This is a genomic window from Streptomyces sp. NPDC026522 (assembly GCF_055567555.1).
Genome location: NZ_JBVHQF010000023.1, coordinates 1 through 18,688, shown reverse-complemented (window position 1 = coordinate 18,688; position 18,688 = coordinate 1). Strand labels below are relative to the sequence as shown.

At 74.8% G+C, this 18,688-nt stretch carries 3 protein-coding genes and 1 pseudogene; all 4 read left to right on the top strand.

Annotated elements, in window-relative coordinates; all coding sequences use genetic code 11:
• Positions 1–922 (top strand): acyl carrier protein (locus ACZ4M3_RS35235; RefSeq protein ID WP_467739706.1); only part of this gene is annotated, 922 nt, incomplete at its 5' end.
• A gap of 262 nt (positions 923–1,184) precedes the next feature.
• Positions 1,185–4,472: pseudogene (locus ACZ4M3_RS35230) on the top strand (type I polyketide synthase); the annotation flags it as partial.
• Positions 4,473–4,504: 32 nt separating this feature from the next.
• On the top strand, positions 4,505–9,559 hold the full coding sequence (locus ACZ4M3_RS35225; RefSeq protein ID WP_467739704.1) for a type I polyketide synthase: 5,055 nt from the start codon (positions 4,505–4,507) through the stop codon (positions 9,557–9,559).
• Positions 9,560–9,621: 62 nt separating this feature from the next.
• A partial coding sequence (locus ACZ4M3_RS35220) for a type I polyketide synthase (RefSeq protein WP_467739702.1) occupies positions 9,622–18,688 on the top strand: 9,067 nt, incomplete at its 3' end.

Here is an 18,688-nt window from a genome sequence, read left to right as displayed (position 1 = left end):
CAATTACGCGGCGGCGAACGTGTTCCTGGACGTACTGGCTGCTCATCGGCGTGCGGAGGGGCTGGCGGCGACGTCGATGGCCTTCGGCCTCTGGGACGTCAACACCGGCATGGCGGCCCACCTCACCCCCGCCGACCTCGACCGGATGCGCCGCGCCGGCACGCCCGCCCTCTCCGAAGCGGAAGGGCTCGCCCTCTTCGACTCCGCCCTCGCATCGGGCGAAGCGGCAACCGTCCCGCTGAGGGTGGATCCCGCCGCGCTGCGCGCCCGTACCGATGAACTGCCCGCCCTGCTGCGGGGGATGGTGCCGCCGCCCGCACGGAGGCGGACCGCGGCCGCCGGAGCGCCGGCCGGGGTGTCGCTGGCCGAGCGGATCGCCGGGCACGACGAGGAGGAGCGCATCCGGATCATCCTGGACGTCGTACGGAGCCACGCGGCGACCGTACTCGGGCACGCCTCCGGCGATGCGATCGAACCCGACCGCGCCTTCGGCGAGTTGGGCTTCGACTCGCTCGGTTCCGTGGAACTCCGCAACCAGCTCGGCGCGGCCAGTGGCCTACGGCTGCCCGCCACGCTGATCTTCGACTACCCGAGCGCGGCGGAGGTCGCCGCGTACATCGCCCGGAAACTGGTTCCGGCGGGCCCGGGCTCCGCCCCGACCAACGGGCTGGAAGCCGACATCGCACGGCTGGAGGCCCTGCTGGCCTCCGATGCCGTCGCCGTGACCGCCGACGCCCCCGACCGCACGCGGCTCGCCGAGCGGCTGCGGGACCTGGCCGGCCGGCTCGACGGACGACCCACCTACGCCCAGGGGTATGCCACACCGGAGATCCCGGACCGTGGCGAGGACCTCCACGAGGTCACCGCGGACGAGCTGTTCGACATCCTGGACAACGAGCTCGGAACCCCCGCGACCCCCTGACCCGCCCCACCACGGCGGGTCCGGCAGACCCCGGCCGGGGTGCGTGACAGCTGTACGACAGCGGTCGCGCACCCCGGCCGTTCTGCGTGTTTCCCCTGCTCCGGCGAGGCCCCCGGGCAGGGGTGGGCTAAGGGTAGGCCGCCCTCTCGGCGGCTCAGTAGCGTTCGAACCGATCAACGCCGGACTGGGCAACGCGAGCGAGTCGCCACTTTTTGTCGACCAGAGGGAGTAGGTCTCGGTGAGCAACGAGGAGCGACTTCTCGAATATCTGAAGCGGGCCACGTCCGACCTGCGCAACGCCCGCCGGCGCCTGGCCGAGGCCGAGCGCCGCCCCGCACGCCTCGACGATCCGATCGTGATCGTCGGCATGGGCTGCCGCTACCCGGGCGGTGTGACCACCCCCGAGGAGCTGTGGAGGCTCGTGGTGGACGGGGTCGACGCGATCGGCGGGTTCCCCGCCGACCGCGGCTGGGACCCGCAGGTCTACGACCCGGAGCCCGGTACGCCCGGCCGCACGTACGCCCGGGAAGGCGGATTCCTCTACGACGCGGCCGAGTTCGACCCGGTGTTCTTCGGGATCAGCCCCAATGAGGCCCTCGTCACCGACCCGCAGCAGCGGCTGCTGCTGGAGGTGTCCTGGGAGGCCATCGAGCGGGCCGGGATCGACCCCACCAGCCTCAAGGGCGGGGCGACCGGCGTGTTCGCCGGCGTCATGTACCACGACTACGCCCTCGGCCTGGAACCCGGCAGTACCACCGCGGGCAGCGTCGTCTCGGGCCGCGTCTCGTACACCCTGGGCCTGGAGGGCCCGGCGGTGAGCGTCGACACCGCCTGCTCGTCGTCCCTCGTGGCCCTGCACCTGGCCGCCCAGGCCCTGCGGTCCGGGGAGTGCGACCTCGCCCTGGCGGGCGGGGTGACCGTGATGGCGACGCCGGACATGTTCGTCTACTTCAGCACCCAGCAGGGCCTGGCCGCCGACGGCCGCTCGAAGTCCTTCGCCGCCGCGGCCGACGGCGTGGCCTGCTCGGAGGGCGCGGGGGTGCTGCTGCTGGAGCGGCTCTCCGACGCGCGCCGCAACGGGCATCCGGTCCTCGCCGTCGTCCGCGGCTCGGCGCTCAACCAGGACGGTGCCAGCAACGGACTCACCGCCCCGAACGGCCCCGCCCAGCAGCGGGTGATCCGCAAGGCCCTCGCGGCCGCCGGGCTGTCGGCGGCCGACGTAGACGTGGTCGAGGCGCACGGCACGGGCACCACCCTCGGCGACCCGATCGAGGCGCAGGCGCTGCTGGAGACGTACGGGCAGGAGCGGCCCGAGGGCCGGCCGCTGTGGCTGGGCTCCATCAAGTCCAACATGGGGCACAGCCAGGCGGCCGCGGGCGTCGCGGGCGTGATGAAGATGGTCATGGCGATGCGCAACGGCGTGCTGCCGCCGACCCTGCACGTGGACGCGCCGTCGGACCAGGTGGACTGGGAATCCGGGAGCGTCGAGCTGCTCACCGAGGGCCGGGTGTGGGAAACGCCGCCCGGCGGTGCGCGGCGGGCCGGGGTGTCCTCGTTCGGCATCAGCGGGACCAACGCCCACGTGATCATCGAGGAGGCGCCGGCCGAGCCGGCGGAGGCGGCTGTGCGGGCCGCCCTTCCCGTCCTGCCCTGGGTGCTGTCCGCCAAGACGCCCCGGGCGCTGGCCGCTCAGGCGGAGCGGCTGCTGGAGCGGGTCTCGGCCGGGCCGGACACCGACGCGGCGGACATCGGGCTCTCCCTCGCCACCTCGCGCACCGCCTTCACCCACCGCGCCGTCGTACTCGGCGACCGCGAGCGTGCGCTCGCGGCGCTCGCGGCCGGTGAGGAACACCCGAAGGCGATCACCGGAACCCTGCGGCGCGGGGGCCGGACGGCGTTCCTGTTCACGGGGCAGGGTGTGCAGCGGCTGGGGATGGGGCGTGGGCTGTACGAGGCGTTTCCGGTGTTTGCGGCGGCGTTCGACGCGGTGTGCGTGGAAGTTGACCGGAAGCTGGGGCGGTCGTTGCGGGAGGTGGTGTGGGGTGCTGACGCCGAGGCGTTGAACGCGACGGCGATCACCCAGCCCGCCTTGTTTGCCCTGGAAGTGGCCCTGTACCGGCTGGTGGAAGCGTGGGGCGTGACACCCGATGTGGTCGCCGGGCATTCGATCGGTGAGCTGGCTGCCGCGCATGTGGCGGGTGTGCTGTCGCTGGCGGATGCGGCTGAGCTGGTCGTTGCGCGTGGTCGGTTGATGCAGGCGCTGCCTCCCGGGGGTGCGATGCTCGCGCTGCAGGCGACCGAGCAGGAGGTACTGCCGCTCCTCACCGCCGGGGTATCCGTCGCAGCCGTCAACGGCCCGGACTCGGTCGTCGTATCCGGTGCGGAGGCCGCCGTGCTGGCGGTGGGCGAGCACTTCACCGCCGCCGGACGCAAGACCAGCCGGCTCGCCGTCTCGCACGCCTTCCACTCGGCGCTGATGGATCCGATGCTGGACGAGTTCCGTGCCGTGGCCGAGCGGTTGACGTATTCCGCTCCGCGCATTCCGGTGGTCTCCACCGTCACGGGCGCGCTGTCGGAGGCCTGGCAGACCCCCGAGTACTGGGTCGGCCAGGTCCGCGAGGCGGTTCGCTTCGCCGACGCCGTACGTGCCCTGGAGCAGCAGGGCGTGACCCGGTTCCTGGAGCTCGGCCCCGACGGCATCCTCACCGGCCTCGCCCAGCAGTCGGCCGAGTCCGCCGAAGCCGTCCTCGTGCCCGCCCTGCGCCGGAACCGCCCCGAGCCGGAGGCGCTGGCCGCCGCTCTGGCACGGCTCCACGTGGACGGCGTACGCGTCGACTGGGCGGACTACTACGCCGGCAGCGGCGCCCGCCGCGTGGAGCTGCCGACGTACGCCTTCCAGCGCGGCCGCTACTGGGTGGACGCCGCCCACACCACGAGCGGCGGCGGCGCGCCCGTCGCCCATGACGTCCCCACGGCCGAGGAGTCCCGGCGCGCGGCGGCGGACCTGCACGCCGAGCTGGACGGGCTCCCGGCGGCCGAACGGGCCCGCGTCCTGCTCGGGCGGGTCCGTACGCACGTCGCGGCCGTCCTCGGCTACGACTCCAGCACCACCGTGGAGGCCGACCTCGCCTTCCGGGACATGGGCTTCGACTCCCTGGCCGCCGTCGAACTGCGCAAGCGGCTCACCGCGGCCAGCGGATGCGACCTTCCCGCCACCTTGATCTTCGACTACCCGACGCCGCGGGCCGCCGCGGCGTTCCTGGGCGAGCGGCTGGCCGCCGACTCCGCCGGCGACGACCCGGCCGCCGCCGCGCTGGCCGAACTCGACCGCATCGAGGCCGTACTCACCGGCTTCCCCGCCGCCGACGGCGACACGGAGGTGATCGGCGCCCGGGCGGACGCCATCACGGCCCGGCTGGAAGCCGTCGTACGGCGCTGGCGCGACGCCCGCGGCGCGGGCGGCGACCCCGCCGATGACGGCCCCGACTTCGAAACGGTCACCGACGAGGAGCTGTTCGACGTGCTCGACAGCGAATTCGGCATCTCCTAGCCAGCGATCAGCTCTAGATTGGTTGAGGTTCGATGAGCAACGACGAGAAGCTCCGGGACTATCTCAAGCGCGCCACCAGCGAACTCCAGCGCGCGCGCCGCCAGTTGCGTGAGGCCGAGGAGCTGCACCAGGAGCCGGTCGCCATCGTCGCGATGGGCTGCCGGTTCCCGGGCGGCATCGCCTCGCCCGAGGACCTGTGGCAGCTGGTGGACGCCGGCCGGGACGCCGTGTCCCTCTTCCCGGACGGCCGCGGCTGGGACCTGGACGCCCTCTACGACCCGGAGCCCGGCACGCCCGGCAAGACGTACTGCCGCGAGGGCGGCTTCCTGCACGACGCGGGCGAGTTCGACGCCGACTTCTTCAAGATCAGCCCGCGCGAGGCCCGCGACACCGACCCGCAGCAGCGGCTGCTGCTGGAGGTGTCCTGGGAGGCCATCGAGCGCGCGGGCATCGACCCCACCTCCCTCAAGGGCAGCCGCACCGGTGTGTTCGCCGGTGTCGTCTACCACGACTACCCGGGCGGCGGCGGTACCGGCGGGCTGGCCAGCGTCGCCTCGGGGCGCGTGGCGTACTCGCTGGGCCTGGAGGGTCCCGCAGTGACCGTGGACACCGCCTGCTCCTCCTCGCTCGTCGCGCTCCACCTGGCCGTCCAGTCCGTGCGGACGGGCGAGTGCACGATGGCGCTCGCCGGCGGGGTCACCGTCATGGCGAGCCCGGACTCCTTCGTCGGGTTCAGCCAGGACCGCGGACTCGCCCCGGACGGCCGGTGCAAGTCCTTCGCCGCGGCTGCCGACGGCACGACCTGGTCCGAGGGCGCCGGCATGGTCCTCGTGGAGCGGCTCTCCGACGCGCGGCGCCACGGCCACCCGGTACTCGCCGTCGTCCGCGGCTCGGCGATGAACTCCGACGGTGCCTCCAACGGCCTGACCGCGCCCAACGGGCCCTCCCAGCAGCGGGTCATCCAGCAGGCGCTGGCCGCCGGGCGGCTGACCCCCGCCGACGTGGACGCCGTGGAGGCGCACGGCACCGGGACCACCCTCGGCGACCCCATCGAGGCGCAGGCGCTCATCGCCGCCTACGGGCGCGAGCGGCCCGCCGACGAGCCGCTGTGGCTGGGCTCCTTCAAGTCGAACATCGGGCACGCGCAGGCGGCCGCCGGGATCGGCGGTGTCATCAAGATGGTGCTGGCGATGCGCCACGGCGTGCTGCCGCGCACCCTGCACGTGGACGCGCCGAGCCCGAACGTCGACTGGAGCGCGGGCAGCGTGCGGCTGCTGACGGAGCCGGTCGCCTGGCCGGAGCGGGGGCGGGCCAAGCGCGCGGGCGTGTCGTCGTTCGGGCTGAGCGGCACGAACGTCCACGTCATCGTGGAGGAGGCCCCGGTCGAGCAGGCCCCGCACTCGGGTGCCCCGGTCGAGCAGGCCCCGCAGGCAGGGGACCAGGCGGAGGCGGCTCCGGCGGTCGTGGCTCCGCCAGTGGGACGAGCCTCGGCGGGTGAGGCTCCGGCGCCCGGGACCGGCTGCCAGGCCGCCCCCGCCGCGGGGGACCGGGATTCCGCCGCTCCCCGGCCCGTTCCGGTTCCCGTCCTCGTGTCGGCCCGCCGCCCCGAGGCGCTCGCCGCGCAGGCGCTCCGCCTCGCCGACCACGTGGACGCCCACCCGGACCACGCCCTCACCGACACCGCCTGGTCCCTGGCCACCGCCCGGGCCGCACTGGAGCACCGCGCCGTGGTCGTCGCCGACAGCCGCGCCGAGCTGACCCGGTCCCTGCGCGCCTTGGCGGCCGACCCGGCGCTGCCGGCCCCCGGCACGGTCACCGGCGCCGCCCGCCCCGACGCCCTGACCGCCGTCCTCTTCACCGGCCAGGGCGCCCAGCGGCTCGGCATGTGCCGTGAACTGCACTCCGCGTACCCGGTGTTCGCCCGCGCCTTCGACGAGGTGCTCGCCGCCCTCGACGCCCACCTCGACACCCCGCTGCGCGACACTATGTGGGGCGAGGACAGTACGTCGCTCGACGCCACCGGCCGGGCGCAGCCCGCCCTGTTCGCCTGCGAGGTGGCCCTCTACCGGCTCGTGGAGTCCTGGGGCCTCCGGCCCGACTTCCTCGCCGGGCACTCCGTCGGCGAGCTGGCCGCAGCCCACGTCAGCGGCATCCTCACCCTCACCGACGCCGCCCGGCTCGTCGCCGCCCGGGGCCGCCTGATGCAGGCCCTGCCCGGGGGCGGCGCGATGGCCGCGCTCGAAGCCGCCGAGGAGGAGGTGGAACCGCTGCTCACCGCCGACACGGGCATCGCCGCCCTCAACGGCCCCCGCGCCGTGGTCGTTTCCGGTGCGGAGGAGGCGGTCACCGCGCTCGCCGGGCACTTCCGCGCCCTGGGCCGCAAGACCAAGCGGCTCGCCGTCTCGCACGCCTTCCACTCGCCGCTGATGGAGCCGATGCTCGACGCGTTCCGCGCCGTCGCGGAGAGCGTCCGCTACGGAACCCCGCGGATCCCGATCGTCTCGACCGTCACCGGGGAACTCCTCGGCGCCGACGAAGCGGCCCACGCCGACTACTGGGTCGGCCACGTACGCCGGACCGTGCGGTTCAGCGATGCGGTACGGCAGCTGGCCGCCAAGGGCGTCCACACCTTCCTCGAACTCGGCCCCGACGCCGCGCTCACCCCCCTCGGCCCCGACTGCCTCGCCGACACGGAAGCCGTCGCCGACGCCGACGCCGATGCGGACCGGCCGGTGTTCACCGCCGCCCTGCGGCGCGGCCGGAGCGAGGAGCGCGCCCTGGCCGAAGCCGTGGCCCTCGTCCACACGCGGGGCGTCCCCCTCGACTGGACGGCCTACTTCACGGCGACGGCGACCGGAGACCGCCCCCGGCGCGTGGAACTGCCCACCTACGCCTTCCAGCGCAAGAACTACTGGGCGCGGCCCGACCAGTCCCCGGCGGCCGCCCCCGGCACGCCCGACCCGGCGGAAGCCGGGTTCTGGGAGGCGGTCGAGCGCGCGGACACGGCGGAACTCGCCGAGCGGCTCGGCCTCGACGCCGACGCCCTCGCCCCCGTCCTGCCCGCCCTCACCACCTGGCGGGCCGGGCGCCGCGAGGCCGCCGCCGTCGACGCGCTGCGCTACCGCGTCAGCTGGACCCCCGTCCCCGACCCGGCGGGACCCGCCCCGCTCGACGGTGACTGGCTCATCGTCCACGCCCCCGGTCAGGCGCCGCTCGCCGCCGTCCTCGCCGACGCGCTCAGCGGCCGGGGAGCCCGGCCCGTCCTGCTCCCGGCCGGCGCGGGCGGCTCCGTACTCCCCGGGACGCTGCCCGCCGCGCCGGCCGGGGTGCTGAGCCTGCTCGCCCTGGACGACACCGAACACCCCGGGCACCCCGAGCTCTCCCGCGGCCTCGCCGACACCGTCGCCCTGCTCCAGGAGCTGGCCGCACGCGACTGCACCGCCCCCGTGTGGTGCCTCACCCGGGGCGCCGTCGCCACCGACGACGCCGACGCGGCCGCCCGGCCCGTCCGCCCCGCCCAGAGCGCCGTCTGGGGCCTGGGCGCGGCGCTCGCGCTGGAAACCCCCGCCACCTGGGGCGGCCTAGTCGACCTGCCCGCCGGGGCGGACCCCGACGGCGACGCCGCCGACCGGCTGGCCGGGCGGCTGGCCGGGCGGCTGTGCGACACCCTCGCCGGAGCCACCGGCGAGGACCAGGTCGCCCTGCGCCCCGAGGGCGCGTACGCCCACCGTCTGACCCGACCCACCCGGCCCGACCCGGCCGGGTCGTGGCGGCCGCGCGGCACCGTCCTGGTCACCGGCGGCACCGGCGGACTCGGCGCGCACGTCGCCCGGATGCTGGCCGCCGACGGCGCCGAGCACATCGTCCTCACCGGCCGGCGCGGTCCGCGGGCCCCCGGCGCCGCCGAACTCGTCGAGGAGCTGCGGCAGTCGGGCGTACTCGTGTCGGTCGAGGCGTGCGACGTCGCCGACCGCGACGCCGTACGCAGGCTGCTGGACGGCCTGACCGGCCTCACCGCCGTCGTCCACGCGGCCGGACTGGCCCAGCGCATCGCGCCGCTGGCCGAACTCACCCTCTCGGACCTCGCCGAGGTGGCCTCGGCCAAGGTGCTCGGCGCCCGCCACCTCGATGAACTCCTCGGAGACACCCCCCTCGACGCCTTCGTCCTCTTCTCCTCCGGCGCCGGCGTGTGGGGCAGCGCCGGGCAGTCCGCTTACGGCAGCGCCAACGCCTACCTCGACGGACTCGCCCACTCCCGCCGCGCCCGCGGCCTCGCCGCCACCTCGGTGGCCTGGGGCTCCTGGGACGGCGGCATGGTCGACGCCGAACTCGCGGCCGTGATGCGCCGCATCGGCGCTCCCGCGATGCGCCCGGACCACGCCGTCGGCGCGCTCCGCCGGATCCTCGCGGGCGGTGCCCCGCACGCAGTGGTCGCCGAGTTCGACTGGCAGCGCTTCGCCCCCACCTACGTACTGGCCCGCCCGCGGCCGCTGCTGAACGCCCTGCCCGAGGCGCTCGCCGCCCTCGACACGGACCCCTCGCCGGGCACCGGCGAAGGCACCGGAGGCCTCGCCGCCCGGCTGGCCGGGCTCACCCCGGCCGACCAGCTGAAGACGCTGCTCGACCTGGTACGCACCCACGTGGCGGCGCTGCTCGGCTACGACGACCCGGCCGACGTCGGCCCCGACCGCGGCTTCACCGACCTCGGCTTCGACTCCGTGGCGGCCGTGGACCTGCGCACCCGCCTGGTCGCCGCCACCGGCCGCCCCCTGCCGACCAGCATGGTCTACGACCACCCCAGCCCCGCGGCGCTCGCCGGCCATCTCCGCTCGGAGCTCTGCCAGGACGAGGACGACGGTGAACTGCCGGTGCTCGCCCAGCTGGACCGGCTCGAACAGGCCGCCGCGGGGCTGGCCGCCGACGAGATCGAGGCCGGCCGCATCACCGCCCGGCTCCAGAGCCTGCTGGCCCGCCTCACCGCGACGCTCGACGCCGCGGCCGGCGCCCAAGGCATCGGCGGGCAGCTCGAAACCGCCTCCGCCGACGACATCTTCGCCTTCATCGACAACGAACTCGGCCTCACCTGACCGGCGCGACCGCGCGCCAGCGCCCCGGTGCACCCGACCCCGGATCGACTCGACCTCTCGGCATGAACAAGGACTCGGTGGGACCCAGAATGTCCAATGACGACGCGAAGCTTCTCGACTACCTCAAGCGGGTCACGGCGGATCTGCACCAGACCCGCCGCCGCCTCCAGGAGGTCGAGAACCAGGACCACGAACCCATCGCCATCGTGGCGATGAGCTGCCGCTACCCGGGAGGCATCAGCACTCCCGACGACCTGTGGCGGCTCGTGGCCGAAGGCCGCGACGCCATCACCACCTTCCCCACCGACCGCGGCTGGGACCTCGACGGCCTGCGCGGCGGGGAAGCGGACGGTGCCGGCTCCGGCGGCAGCTACGTCAACGAAGGCGGCTTCGTCCAGGACGTCGCCGGCTTCGACGCCGGGTTCTTCGGGATCAGCCCCAACGAGGCGCTGACCATGGACCCCCAGCAGCGACTGCTGCTGGAAGTGTCCTGGGAGGCCGTCGAGCGGGCCGGCATCGACCCCGTCTCCCTGCGCGGCAAGCCGGTCGGCGTGTTCGCGGGCTCCGGGATCCAGGACTACGAGTACCTGATCGGCGCGGCGGGCGAAGTCGCCGAGGCGTACATGACCACCGCCAACGCGGCCGCCGTCATCTCCGGCCGCATCTCCTACGCCCTGGGCCTCGAAGGCCCCGCCGTCACCGTCGACACCGCCTGCTCCTCCTCACTCGTCTCCCTGCACCTCGCGGCCCAGGCGCTGCGGCAGCGCGAATGCTCCCTGGCCCTCGCCGGCGGCGTCATGGTGATGTCCACCCCGTCGCCCTTCATCGCGTTCAGCCGCCAGCGCGGGCTCGCCCCCGACGGCCGCTGCAAGGCCTTCGCCGAAGCCGCCGACGGCACCGGCTGGTCCGAGGGCGCGGGCATGCTCGTACTCGAACGGCTCTCCGACGCGCGCCGCAACGGCCACCCGGTCCTCGCCGTCGTCCGCGGCAGCGCGGTCAACCAGGACGGTGCCAGCAACGGCCTGACCGCCCCCAACGGCCGGGCGCAGCAGCGCGTCATCCGGCAGGCCCTCGCCAACGCGAAGCTGCCCGCCTCGCAGGTCGACGTCGTGGAAGGACACGGTACGGGCACCACCCTCGGCGACCCCATCGAGGCGCAGGCGCTGCTCGCCACCTACGGCCAGGACCGCCCCGAGGACCGGCCGCTGTGGCTGGGCTCCATCAAGTCGAACATCGGGCACGCCCAGGCCGCGGCCGGGGTCGGCAGCGTCATCAAGATGGTCATGGCCCTGCGCAACGGGGTGCTGCCGCAGACCTTGCACGTGGACGAGCCGTCCAGCCACGTCGACTGGTCCGCGGGCCGGGTCCGGCTGCTGTCCGAATCCCGGGAGTGGGAGCCCGCCGAGGACCGGCCGCGACGGGCCGGTGTCTCCGCCTTCGGCGTCAGCGGCACCAACGCGCACGTCATCCTCGAAGAGGCCCCCGCCGAGGCGCCGACCGAGGCGTCCGAGGGAGCGGCCGACGCCCCGGAGCCCGCCGCCGTACCGCTGCCCGCCGTGCTGCCCTGGCCGGTCTCCGGGCGGGACGCCGAAGCGCTCGCCGCGCAGGCGGACCGGCTCCACGCACACGTCACCGCCGGCCCGGACGCCGACGTCGCGGACCTCGGCTACTCCCTGGCCACGAGCCGGGCTGCCCTGGACCACCGCGCGGTCGTCCTCGCCGCCGACCACGACGGCGCCCTGGCCGGCCTCGCCGCACTGGCGCAGGACCAGCCGCACGCGAGCGTCGTGCGCGGCGCGGTCGCCAAGGGGGCGACGGCGTTCCTGTTCACGGGGCAGGGTGCGCAGCGGCTCGGAATGGGCCGTGGGCTGTACGAGGCGTTTCCGGTGTTTGCGGCGGCGTTCGACGCGGTGTGCGTGGAGGTGGACCGGCATCTGGGGCGGTCGTTGCGGGAGGTGGTGTGGGGTGCGGATGCGGAGGCGTTGAACGCGACGGAGGTGACGCAGCCTGCGCTGTTCGCGCTGGAAGTGGCCTTGTTCCGGCTGGTGGAGGCGTGGGGGGTCACTCCTGATGTCGTGGCTGGGCATTCGATCGGTGAGCTGGCTGCCGCGCATGTGGCGGGTGTGCTGTCGCTGGCGGATGCGGCGGAACTGGTTGTTGCGCGTGGTCGGTTGATGCAGGCGCTGCCCGCGGGGGGTGCGATGCTCGCGGTGCAGGCGACGGAGGAGGAGGTACTGCCGCTCCTGACGGAGGGTGTGGGAATCGCAGCCGTCAACGGTCCGGACTCGGTCGTCGTATCCGGTGCGGAGGCCGCCGTGCTGGCGGTGGGCGAGCACTTCACCGCCGCCGGACGCAAGACCAGCCGGCTCGCCGTCTCGCACGCCTTCCACTCGGCGTTGATGGATCCGATGCTGGACGAGTTCCGCGCCGTGGCCGAGCGGTTGGCATACGCGGAACCCGAGGTGGCGGCGGTCTCCACCGTGACCGGCGAGCGGGTCGGCGCACAGTGGCAATCTCCGGAGTACTGGGTCGGCCAGGTCCGCGAGCCCGTCCGGTTCACTGACGCGGTGGGCGCGCTGGAGCGGGAAGGCGTCGTCCGGTTCCTGGAGATCGGCCCGGACGGCATCCTGACCGGCCTCGCCCAGCAGACCGTGGACTCCGAGCGAGCCGTCCTCGTCCCCGCCCTGCGCAAGAACCGCCCCGAGCCCGAGGCCCTCATCGCCGCCGTGGCCCAGCTCCACACCTGCGGCGCGCCCGTCGACTGGGCGGCCTTCTACGCCGGCACCGGCGCGCGCCGCGTCGAGCTGCCCACGTACGCCTTCCGGCGCACCCGCTACTGGGTCGAGGGCACCAACACCCTCGGCGACCTCTCCGCCGCCGGACTGGCCGCCGCCCAGCACCCGCTGCTCGGCGCCGTCGTCTCCCTCGCCGACTCCGGGGGAGTGGTCCTCACCGGCCGGGTCTCCGTCTCGGCCCAGCCGTGGCTCGCCGACCACCTCGTGGGCGACGCGGTGGTGTTCCCCGGCACCGGCTACGTGGAACTGGCCGTGCGGGCGGGTGACCAGGTCGGCTGCGAGCTGCTCGAAGAGCTCATGCTGCAGGCGCCCCTCGTGCTGCCCGAGCGCGGCGCGGTCGCCCTCCAGGTCGAGGTCGGTCCGGCGGACGCCGCCGGGCGGCGCCCCGTCAGCGTCCACTCGCGCCGGGACGACCAGCCCGACCAGCCGTGGACCCTGCACGCCGCCGGCGTCCTCGCGGCCGGACCCGCCACCGCCGGACCCGCCGCCGACCCCTTCGGCCTGGCCGCCTGGCCGCCGGCCGGCTCCGCCCCCATCGAGACCGACGGGGTCTACGAGGCGCTGGCGGCGGCCGGTCTCCCCTACGGCCCGGCCTTCCGCGGCCTGACCGCCGCCTGGAGCGCCGGGACGGAGGTGTTCGCCGAGGTCGCCCTGCCCGAAGGGGCCCAACCCGACGCCGCCGCGTTCGGCCTGCACCCGGCGCTGCTGGACGCCTCCCTCCACGGCTCCGTCTTCACCGACCTGTACGCCGGGGCCGAGGGCCCCGTACTGCCGTTCGTCTGGACGGGCGTACGGCTGCACGCCTCCGGCGCCACCCGGCTGCGCGTCCGCATCACCCCCGACGGCGCGGGCGCCCTCGCGCTGTCCGTGGGCGACGAGACCGGCCGCCCCGTCCTGTCCGTGGACTCCCTCGTGCTGCGCGAGGTCTCGGCCCGGCAGCTCGCCGCCGCCCGCACCGTCGCCCACGAATCCCTCTTCGCCCTGGACTGGGCCGAACTGCCCGCCGTGACCGCCCCCGACGCCCCGGCCGACTGGGAGGCCCTGCCCGCCGACGCGCCCGTACCGCGGACCGTCGTCCTGCACTCCGTACCCGCCCGGGACCCGGACGGCGTGCGGGCCGCCACCGGCCGGGTGCTCGCCGCCCTGCAGAGCTGGCTCGGCGACGCGCGGCACGCCGACTCGCGCTTGGTCATCGCCACCCGGGGCGCCGTCGCCCTGCCCGGCGAGGACATCACCGACCTCGCCGGAGCGGCCGTCTGGGGTCTGGTGCGGTCGGCGCAGACGGAGAACCCCGACCGGTTCCTGCTGACCGACCTCGGCCAGGACGCGGATGCGGCCCTCGCCGTGGCCGCGGGCGAACCCCAGACCGCCGTACGCGGCACCACCGTCCACGGCGCCCGGCTGAGCCGCCTCGCCGACGACCCCGAGACGCGCCTGCGGCCCGACTTCGGCAACGGCACCGTCCTGGTGACCGGCGCCACCGGCGCGCTCGGCCGCCTCGTCGCCCGGCGGCTGGTCGAGGGGCACGGCGTACGGAGCCTCCTCCTGGTCTCCCGGCGCGGCGCGGACGCCCCCGGCGCGGCGGAACTGCGCGCCGAACTGGAGGCCCTCGGCGCCGTTGCCGCCCTCATCGCCTGCGACGCCGGAGACCGGGACGCCCTGGCCGGCGTCCTCGCGGCCGTCCCGGACGCCCACCCGCTCACCGGCGTGGTCCACCTCGCCGGAGTGCTCGACGACGCCCTCATCGGCTCGCTGACCCCGCAGAGCCTGGACACCGTACTGCGGGCCAAGGCGGACGCCGCCCTGCACCTGCACGAGCTGACCCGGGACCTGGACCTGTCGGCCTTCGTCCTGTTCTCCTCCGCGACCGGGGTCCTCGGCGTCCCCGGCCAGGGCAACTACGGCGCCGCCAACGCCCTGCTCGACGGCCTCGCCGCCCACCGCCGCGCCCACGGCCTGCCCGCCCTCTCGCTCGCCTGGGGGCTGTGGGCGAGCGGCATGTCCGGCGCGCTCACCGAAGCCGACCTCCAGCGGATGAGCCGCACCGGCATCGGCGCCCTCACCGCCGATTACGGCATGGACCTCTTCGAGCACGCGCTGACCGTCGACACCCCGCTGGTCCTGCCGATCCGGCTCGACGTACGGACCCTCGCGGCCGCCGGGGACGCCCTGCCGGCGCTGTTCCGCGGCCTGGTCCGGGTACGGCCGCGGCGCGGTGCGGTGACGGCCCCCGAGGCCGCCGGCTCGCTGCGCGGACGGCTGGCCGGACTGGACCGGGACGCGCGCGTCGCCGTCCTGCTCGACCTGGTCCGCGCCCAGGTGGCGGTCACCCTCGGCTACCCCGGTCCGCACGCGGTGGACGAGGGCCGCGCGTTCAGCGAGCTGGGCTTCGACTCGCTCACTGCCGTCGAGTTCCGCAACGCCGTCAGCGCCGCCACCGACGTACGCCTGCCCGCCACCCTGGCCTTCGACTACCCGAACCCGCGCGCCCTCGCCCGGCACCTGCTGGACGAACTCGACGGAGCCGACGGCCGGTCGGGCCCGGTCCCGGCCGCCGCGCTCCGGACCGCCGGCGCGCAGGACGACCCGATCGTGATCGTCGCCATGGCCTGCCGCTACCCCGGCGGCGTGGACACCCCCGAGGCACTCTGGCGGCTGGTCGCCGACGGCGTGGACGCCGTCTCCGGCTTCCCCGACAACCGGGGCTGGGACCTCGACCGGATCTACGACCCCACCGCCGAGCGCCCGCACACCAGCTACGCCCGCGAAGGCGGGTTCCTGCACCGGGCGGGCGAGTTCGACCCGGCGTTCTTCGGCATCAGCCCCAACGAGGCCGCCATCATGGACCCCCAGCAGTTCCTGCTGCTGGAGACGGCCTGGGAGGCCTTCGAGCGGGCCGGGATCGACCCGGAGACCCTGCGCGGCAGCATGACCGGCTGCTACGCCGGGATGATGTACCACGACTACGCCGCCAACAACAGCACTGGCGCCATCGCCTCGGGCCGCGTCTCGTACGTGTTCGGCCTGGAGGGTCCGGCGGTCACCGTGGACACGGCGTGCTCGTCGTCGCTGGTGGCCCTGCACATGGCGGCCCAGGCGCTGCGCTCCGGGGAGTGCTCCCTGGCGCTCGCGGGCGGGGTCGCCGTCATGGCCACGCCGGAGGTCTTCGTCGAGTTCAGCCGCCAGCGCGGCCTCGCCCCCGACGGCCGCTGCAAGTCGTTCGGCGCGGACGCCAACGGCACCGGCTGGGGCGAGGGTGTCGGCATGCTGCTGCTGGAGCGGCTGTCGGACGCGCGGCGCAACGGGCACCCGGTCCTCGCCACCGTCAAGGGCTCGGCGCTCAACCAGGACGGCGCGAGCAACGGGCTGACCGCCCCGAACGGGCCGGCGCAGCAGCGGGTGATCCGCCAGGCGCTGGCGAACGCCGGACTGACGGCGACCGAGGTCGACGCGGTCGAGGCGCACGGCACCGGCACGGTCCTCGGCGACCCCATCGAGGCGCAGGCGCTGCTCGCGACGTACGGGCAGGGGCGGCCGGAGGGCCGGCCGCTCTGGCTGGGCTCGATCAAGTCCAACATGGGACACACCCAGGCCGCGGCCGGTGTCGCAGGCATCATCAAGATGGTCATGGCGATGCGGCACGGAGTGCTGCCGCCCACCCTGCACGCGGAGGACCGGTCGGACCAGATCGACTGGTCGGCCGGTGACGTGGAGCTGCTCACCGAGGCCCGGGAATGGCAGGCCGCGGGTCGGCCGCGCCGGGCGGGCATCTCCTCGTTCGGCATCAGCGGCACCAACGCCCACGTCATCATGGAAGAGGTCGCCGACGCTCCGCCGTCGGCCACGACCACGCCCGGCGATGCGGAACTTCCCGCGCTGCCCTGGGCGTTGTCCGCGAAGTCCGCCCAGGCGCTGGCGGCCCAGGCGGAACGCCTGCTCGCCGTGGCCGACGCCCACCGTTCCGAGGACATCGGGTACACCCTGGCGACGGCGCGCAGCACGATGGACCACCGCGCGGTGGTCACGGGCGACGAGCAGAGCCGCCGCGCGGCGCTCTCCGCCCTCGCGACGGGGGAGGAGCACCCCGCCCTGGTGACGGGCCAGGCCCAGCTCGGCGGCCGGACGGCGTTCCTGTTCACGGGGCAGGGTGCGCAGCGGTTGGGGATGGGGCGTGGGCTGTACGAGGCGTTTCCGGTGTTTGCGGCGGCGTTCGACGCGGTGTGCGTGGAGGTCGACCGGCATCTGGGGCGGTCGTTGCGGGAGGTGGTGTGGGGTGCGGATGCGGAGGCGTTGAACGCGACGGAGGTGACGCAGCCTGCGCTGTTCGCGCTGGAGGTGGCGCTGTTCCGGCTGGTGGAAGCGTGGGGGGTCACTCCTGATGTCGTCGCCGGGCATTCGATCGGTGAGCTGGCTGCCGCGCATGTGGCGGGTGTGCTGTCGCTGGCGGATGCGGCGGAACTGGTCGTCGTACGTGGTCGGTTGATGCAGGCGCTGCCCGCGGGGGGCGCGATGCTCGCCGTGCAGGCGACGGAGGAGGAGGTACTGCCGTTCCTGACGGAGGGTGTGGGAATCGCAGCCGTCAACGGCCCGGATTCGGTGGTGGTGTCGGGTGCGGAGGCTGCCGTGCTGGCGGTGGGGGAGCACTTCACTGCTGCCGGTCGTAAGACGAGCCGGCTGGCTGTCTCGCACGCCTTCCACTCGGCGTTGATGGATCCGATGCTGGACGAGTTCCGTGCCGTGGCCGAGCGGTTGACGTATTCCGCTCCGCGCATTCCGGTGGTCTCCACCGTCACGGGCGTGCTGTCGGGGGCATGGCAGTCCCCGGAGTACTGGGTCGGCCAGGTCCGCGAGGCGGTGCGGTTCACCGATGCGGTGGCGGCGCTGGGCGAGCTGGGCGTGACCCGGTTCCTGGAGCTCGGTCCGGACGGCATCTTGACCGGCCTCGCTCAGCAGGCCGTGGACTCCGAATACGCCGTCCTCGTATCCGCCCTCCGCAAGAACCGCCCCGAGCCCGAGGCGCTCCTCACGGCGCTGGGCCGCCTGCACACGGCGGGTGGCACCGTCGACTGGCAGGCCTTCTACCGCGCGGCCGACGTGCGCCGCGTCGAGCTGCCCACGTACGCCTTCCAGCGCACCCGCTACTGGGTCGGCACGGAGGAGTACCTCGCCAACTCCTGGCTCGGTACGAGTGGCGGCAGCATGGCGACGGCCGGGCTGACCGATGCCGGCCACCCGCTGCTCGGCGCCGTCCTGCCGTCCCCCGACACGGACGTGGTCACGTTCACCGGCCGGCTGTCGGTGGGCACGCACGGCTGGATCGCCGACCACGACGTCCTCGGGTCCGTCCTGCTGCCGGGCACGGGCTTCGTGGAGCTCGCGATCCGCGGGGGTGACCAGGTGGGTTGCGGCGTGCTGGAGGAGCTCGCCCTCCAGGCCCCGCTCATTCTTCCCGAGCGGGGTGCCGTCACCGTTCAGATGGTCGTCGGCGCCGCCGACGCCACCGGGCGGCGGTCGGTCAGCGTCTACTCGCGCGCCGAGGAGCGGCCGGACCTGCCGTGGACCCTGCACGCCGACGGCGTCCTCGCCCCCGATGCCGCAGCCCCCGGCTTCGAGCTGGCGGCCTGGCCGCCGGCCGGTGCGGAGGTGCTGCCCCTCGACGGCGCCTACGAGGGCCTGCGCGAGCGGGGCTTCGGATACGGGCCCGTCTTCCAGGGTCTGACGGCGGCCTGGCGGCGGGGTGACGAGTTGTTCGCCGAGGTGGCGCTGCCCGAGCAGGCGCACGCGGAGGCCGCGGAGTTCGGGCTCCACCCGGCCCTGCTGGACGCCGCCATGCACGCCGCCCTCGTGAACGGGACCGGCGGCGACGAAACGGTCCTGCCCTTCGTGTGGCAGGACGTCACCCTGCACGCGGCCGGTGCCACCGCCGTACGGGTGCGGATCACCCAGCCTAGCCCGGAGAGCCTCTCGCTCCAGGTGGCCGACGCCACCGGCGCGCCCGTCGCCACGGTGGGCGCGGTCGTCGGACGGCCGGTCTCCCCGGCGCAGTTGGGCACGGACGACGCGGACTCCCTCTTCCACATCGCCTGGAACCCGCTGCCGGGGGCGGCGACCCCCGCCCCCGACTCGGGCACACGGTGGGAAGACCTGCCCGAGGAGGGGCCGGTCGGTGGAACCGTCGTCTTCGAGTGCCCCGCCACCGACGGCGACGTCCCGGCCGCCGTGCACGCCTTGACCCATCAGGTTCTGGGTGTGGTGCAGGGGTGGTTGGCGGATGTGCGGTTCGAGGGTGCGTCGTTGGTGGTGGTCACCCGGGGTGCGGTGGCTGTCGGGGACG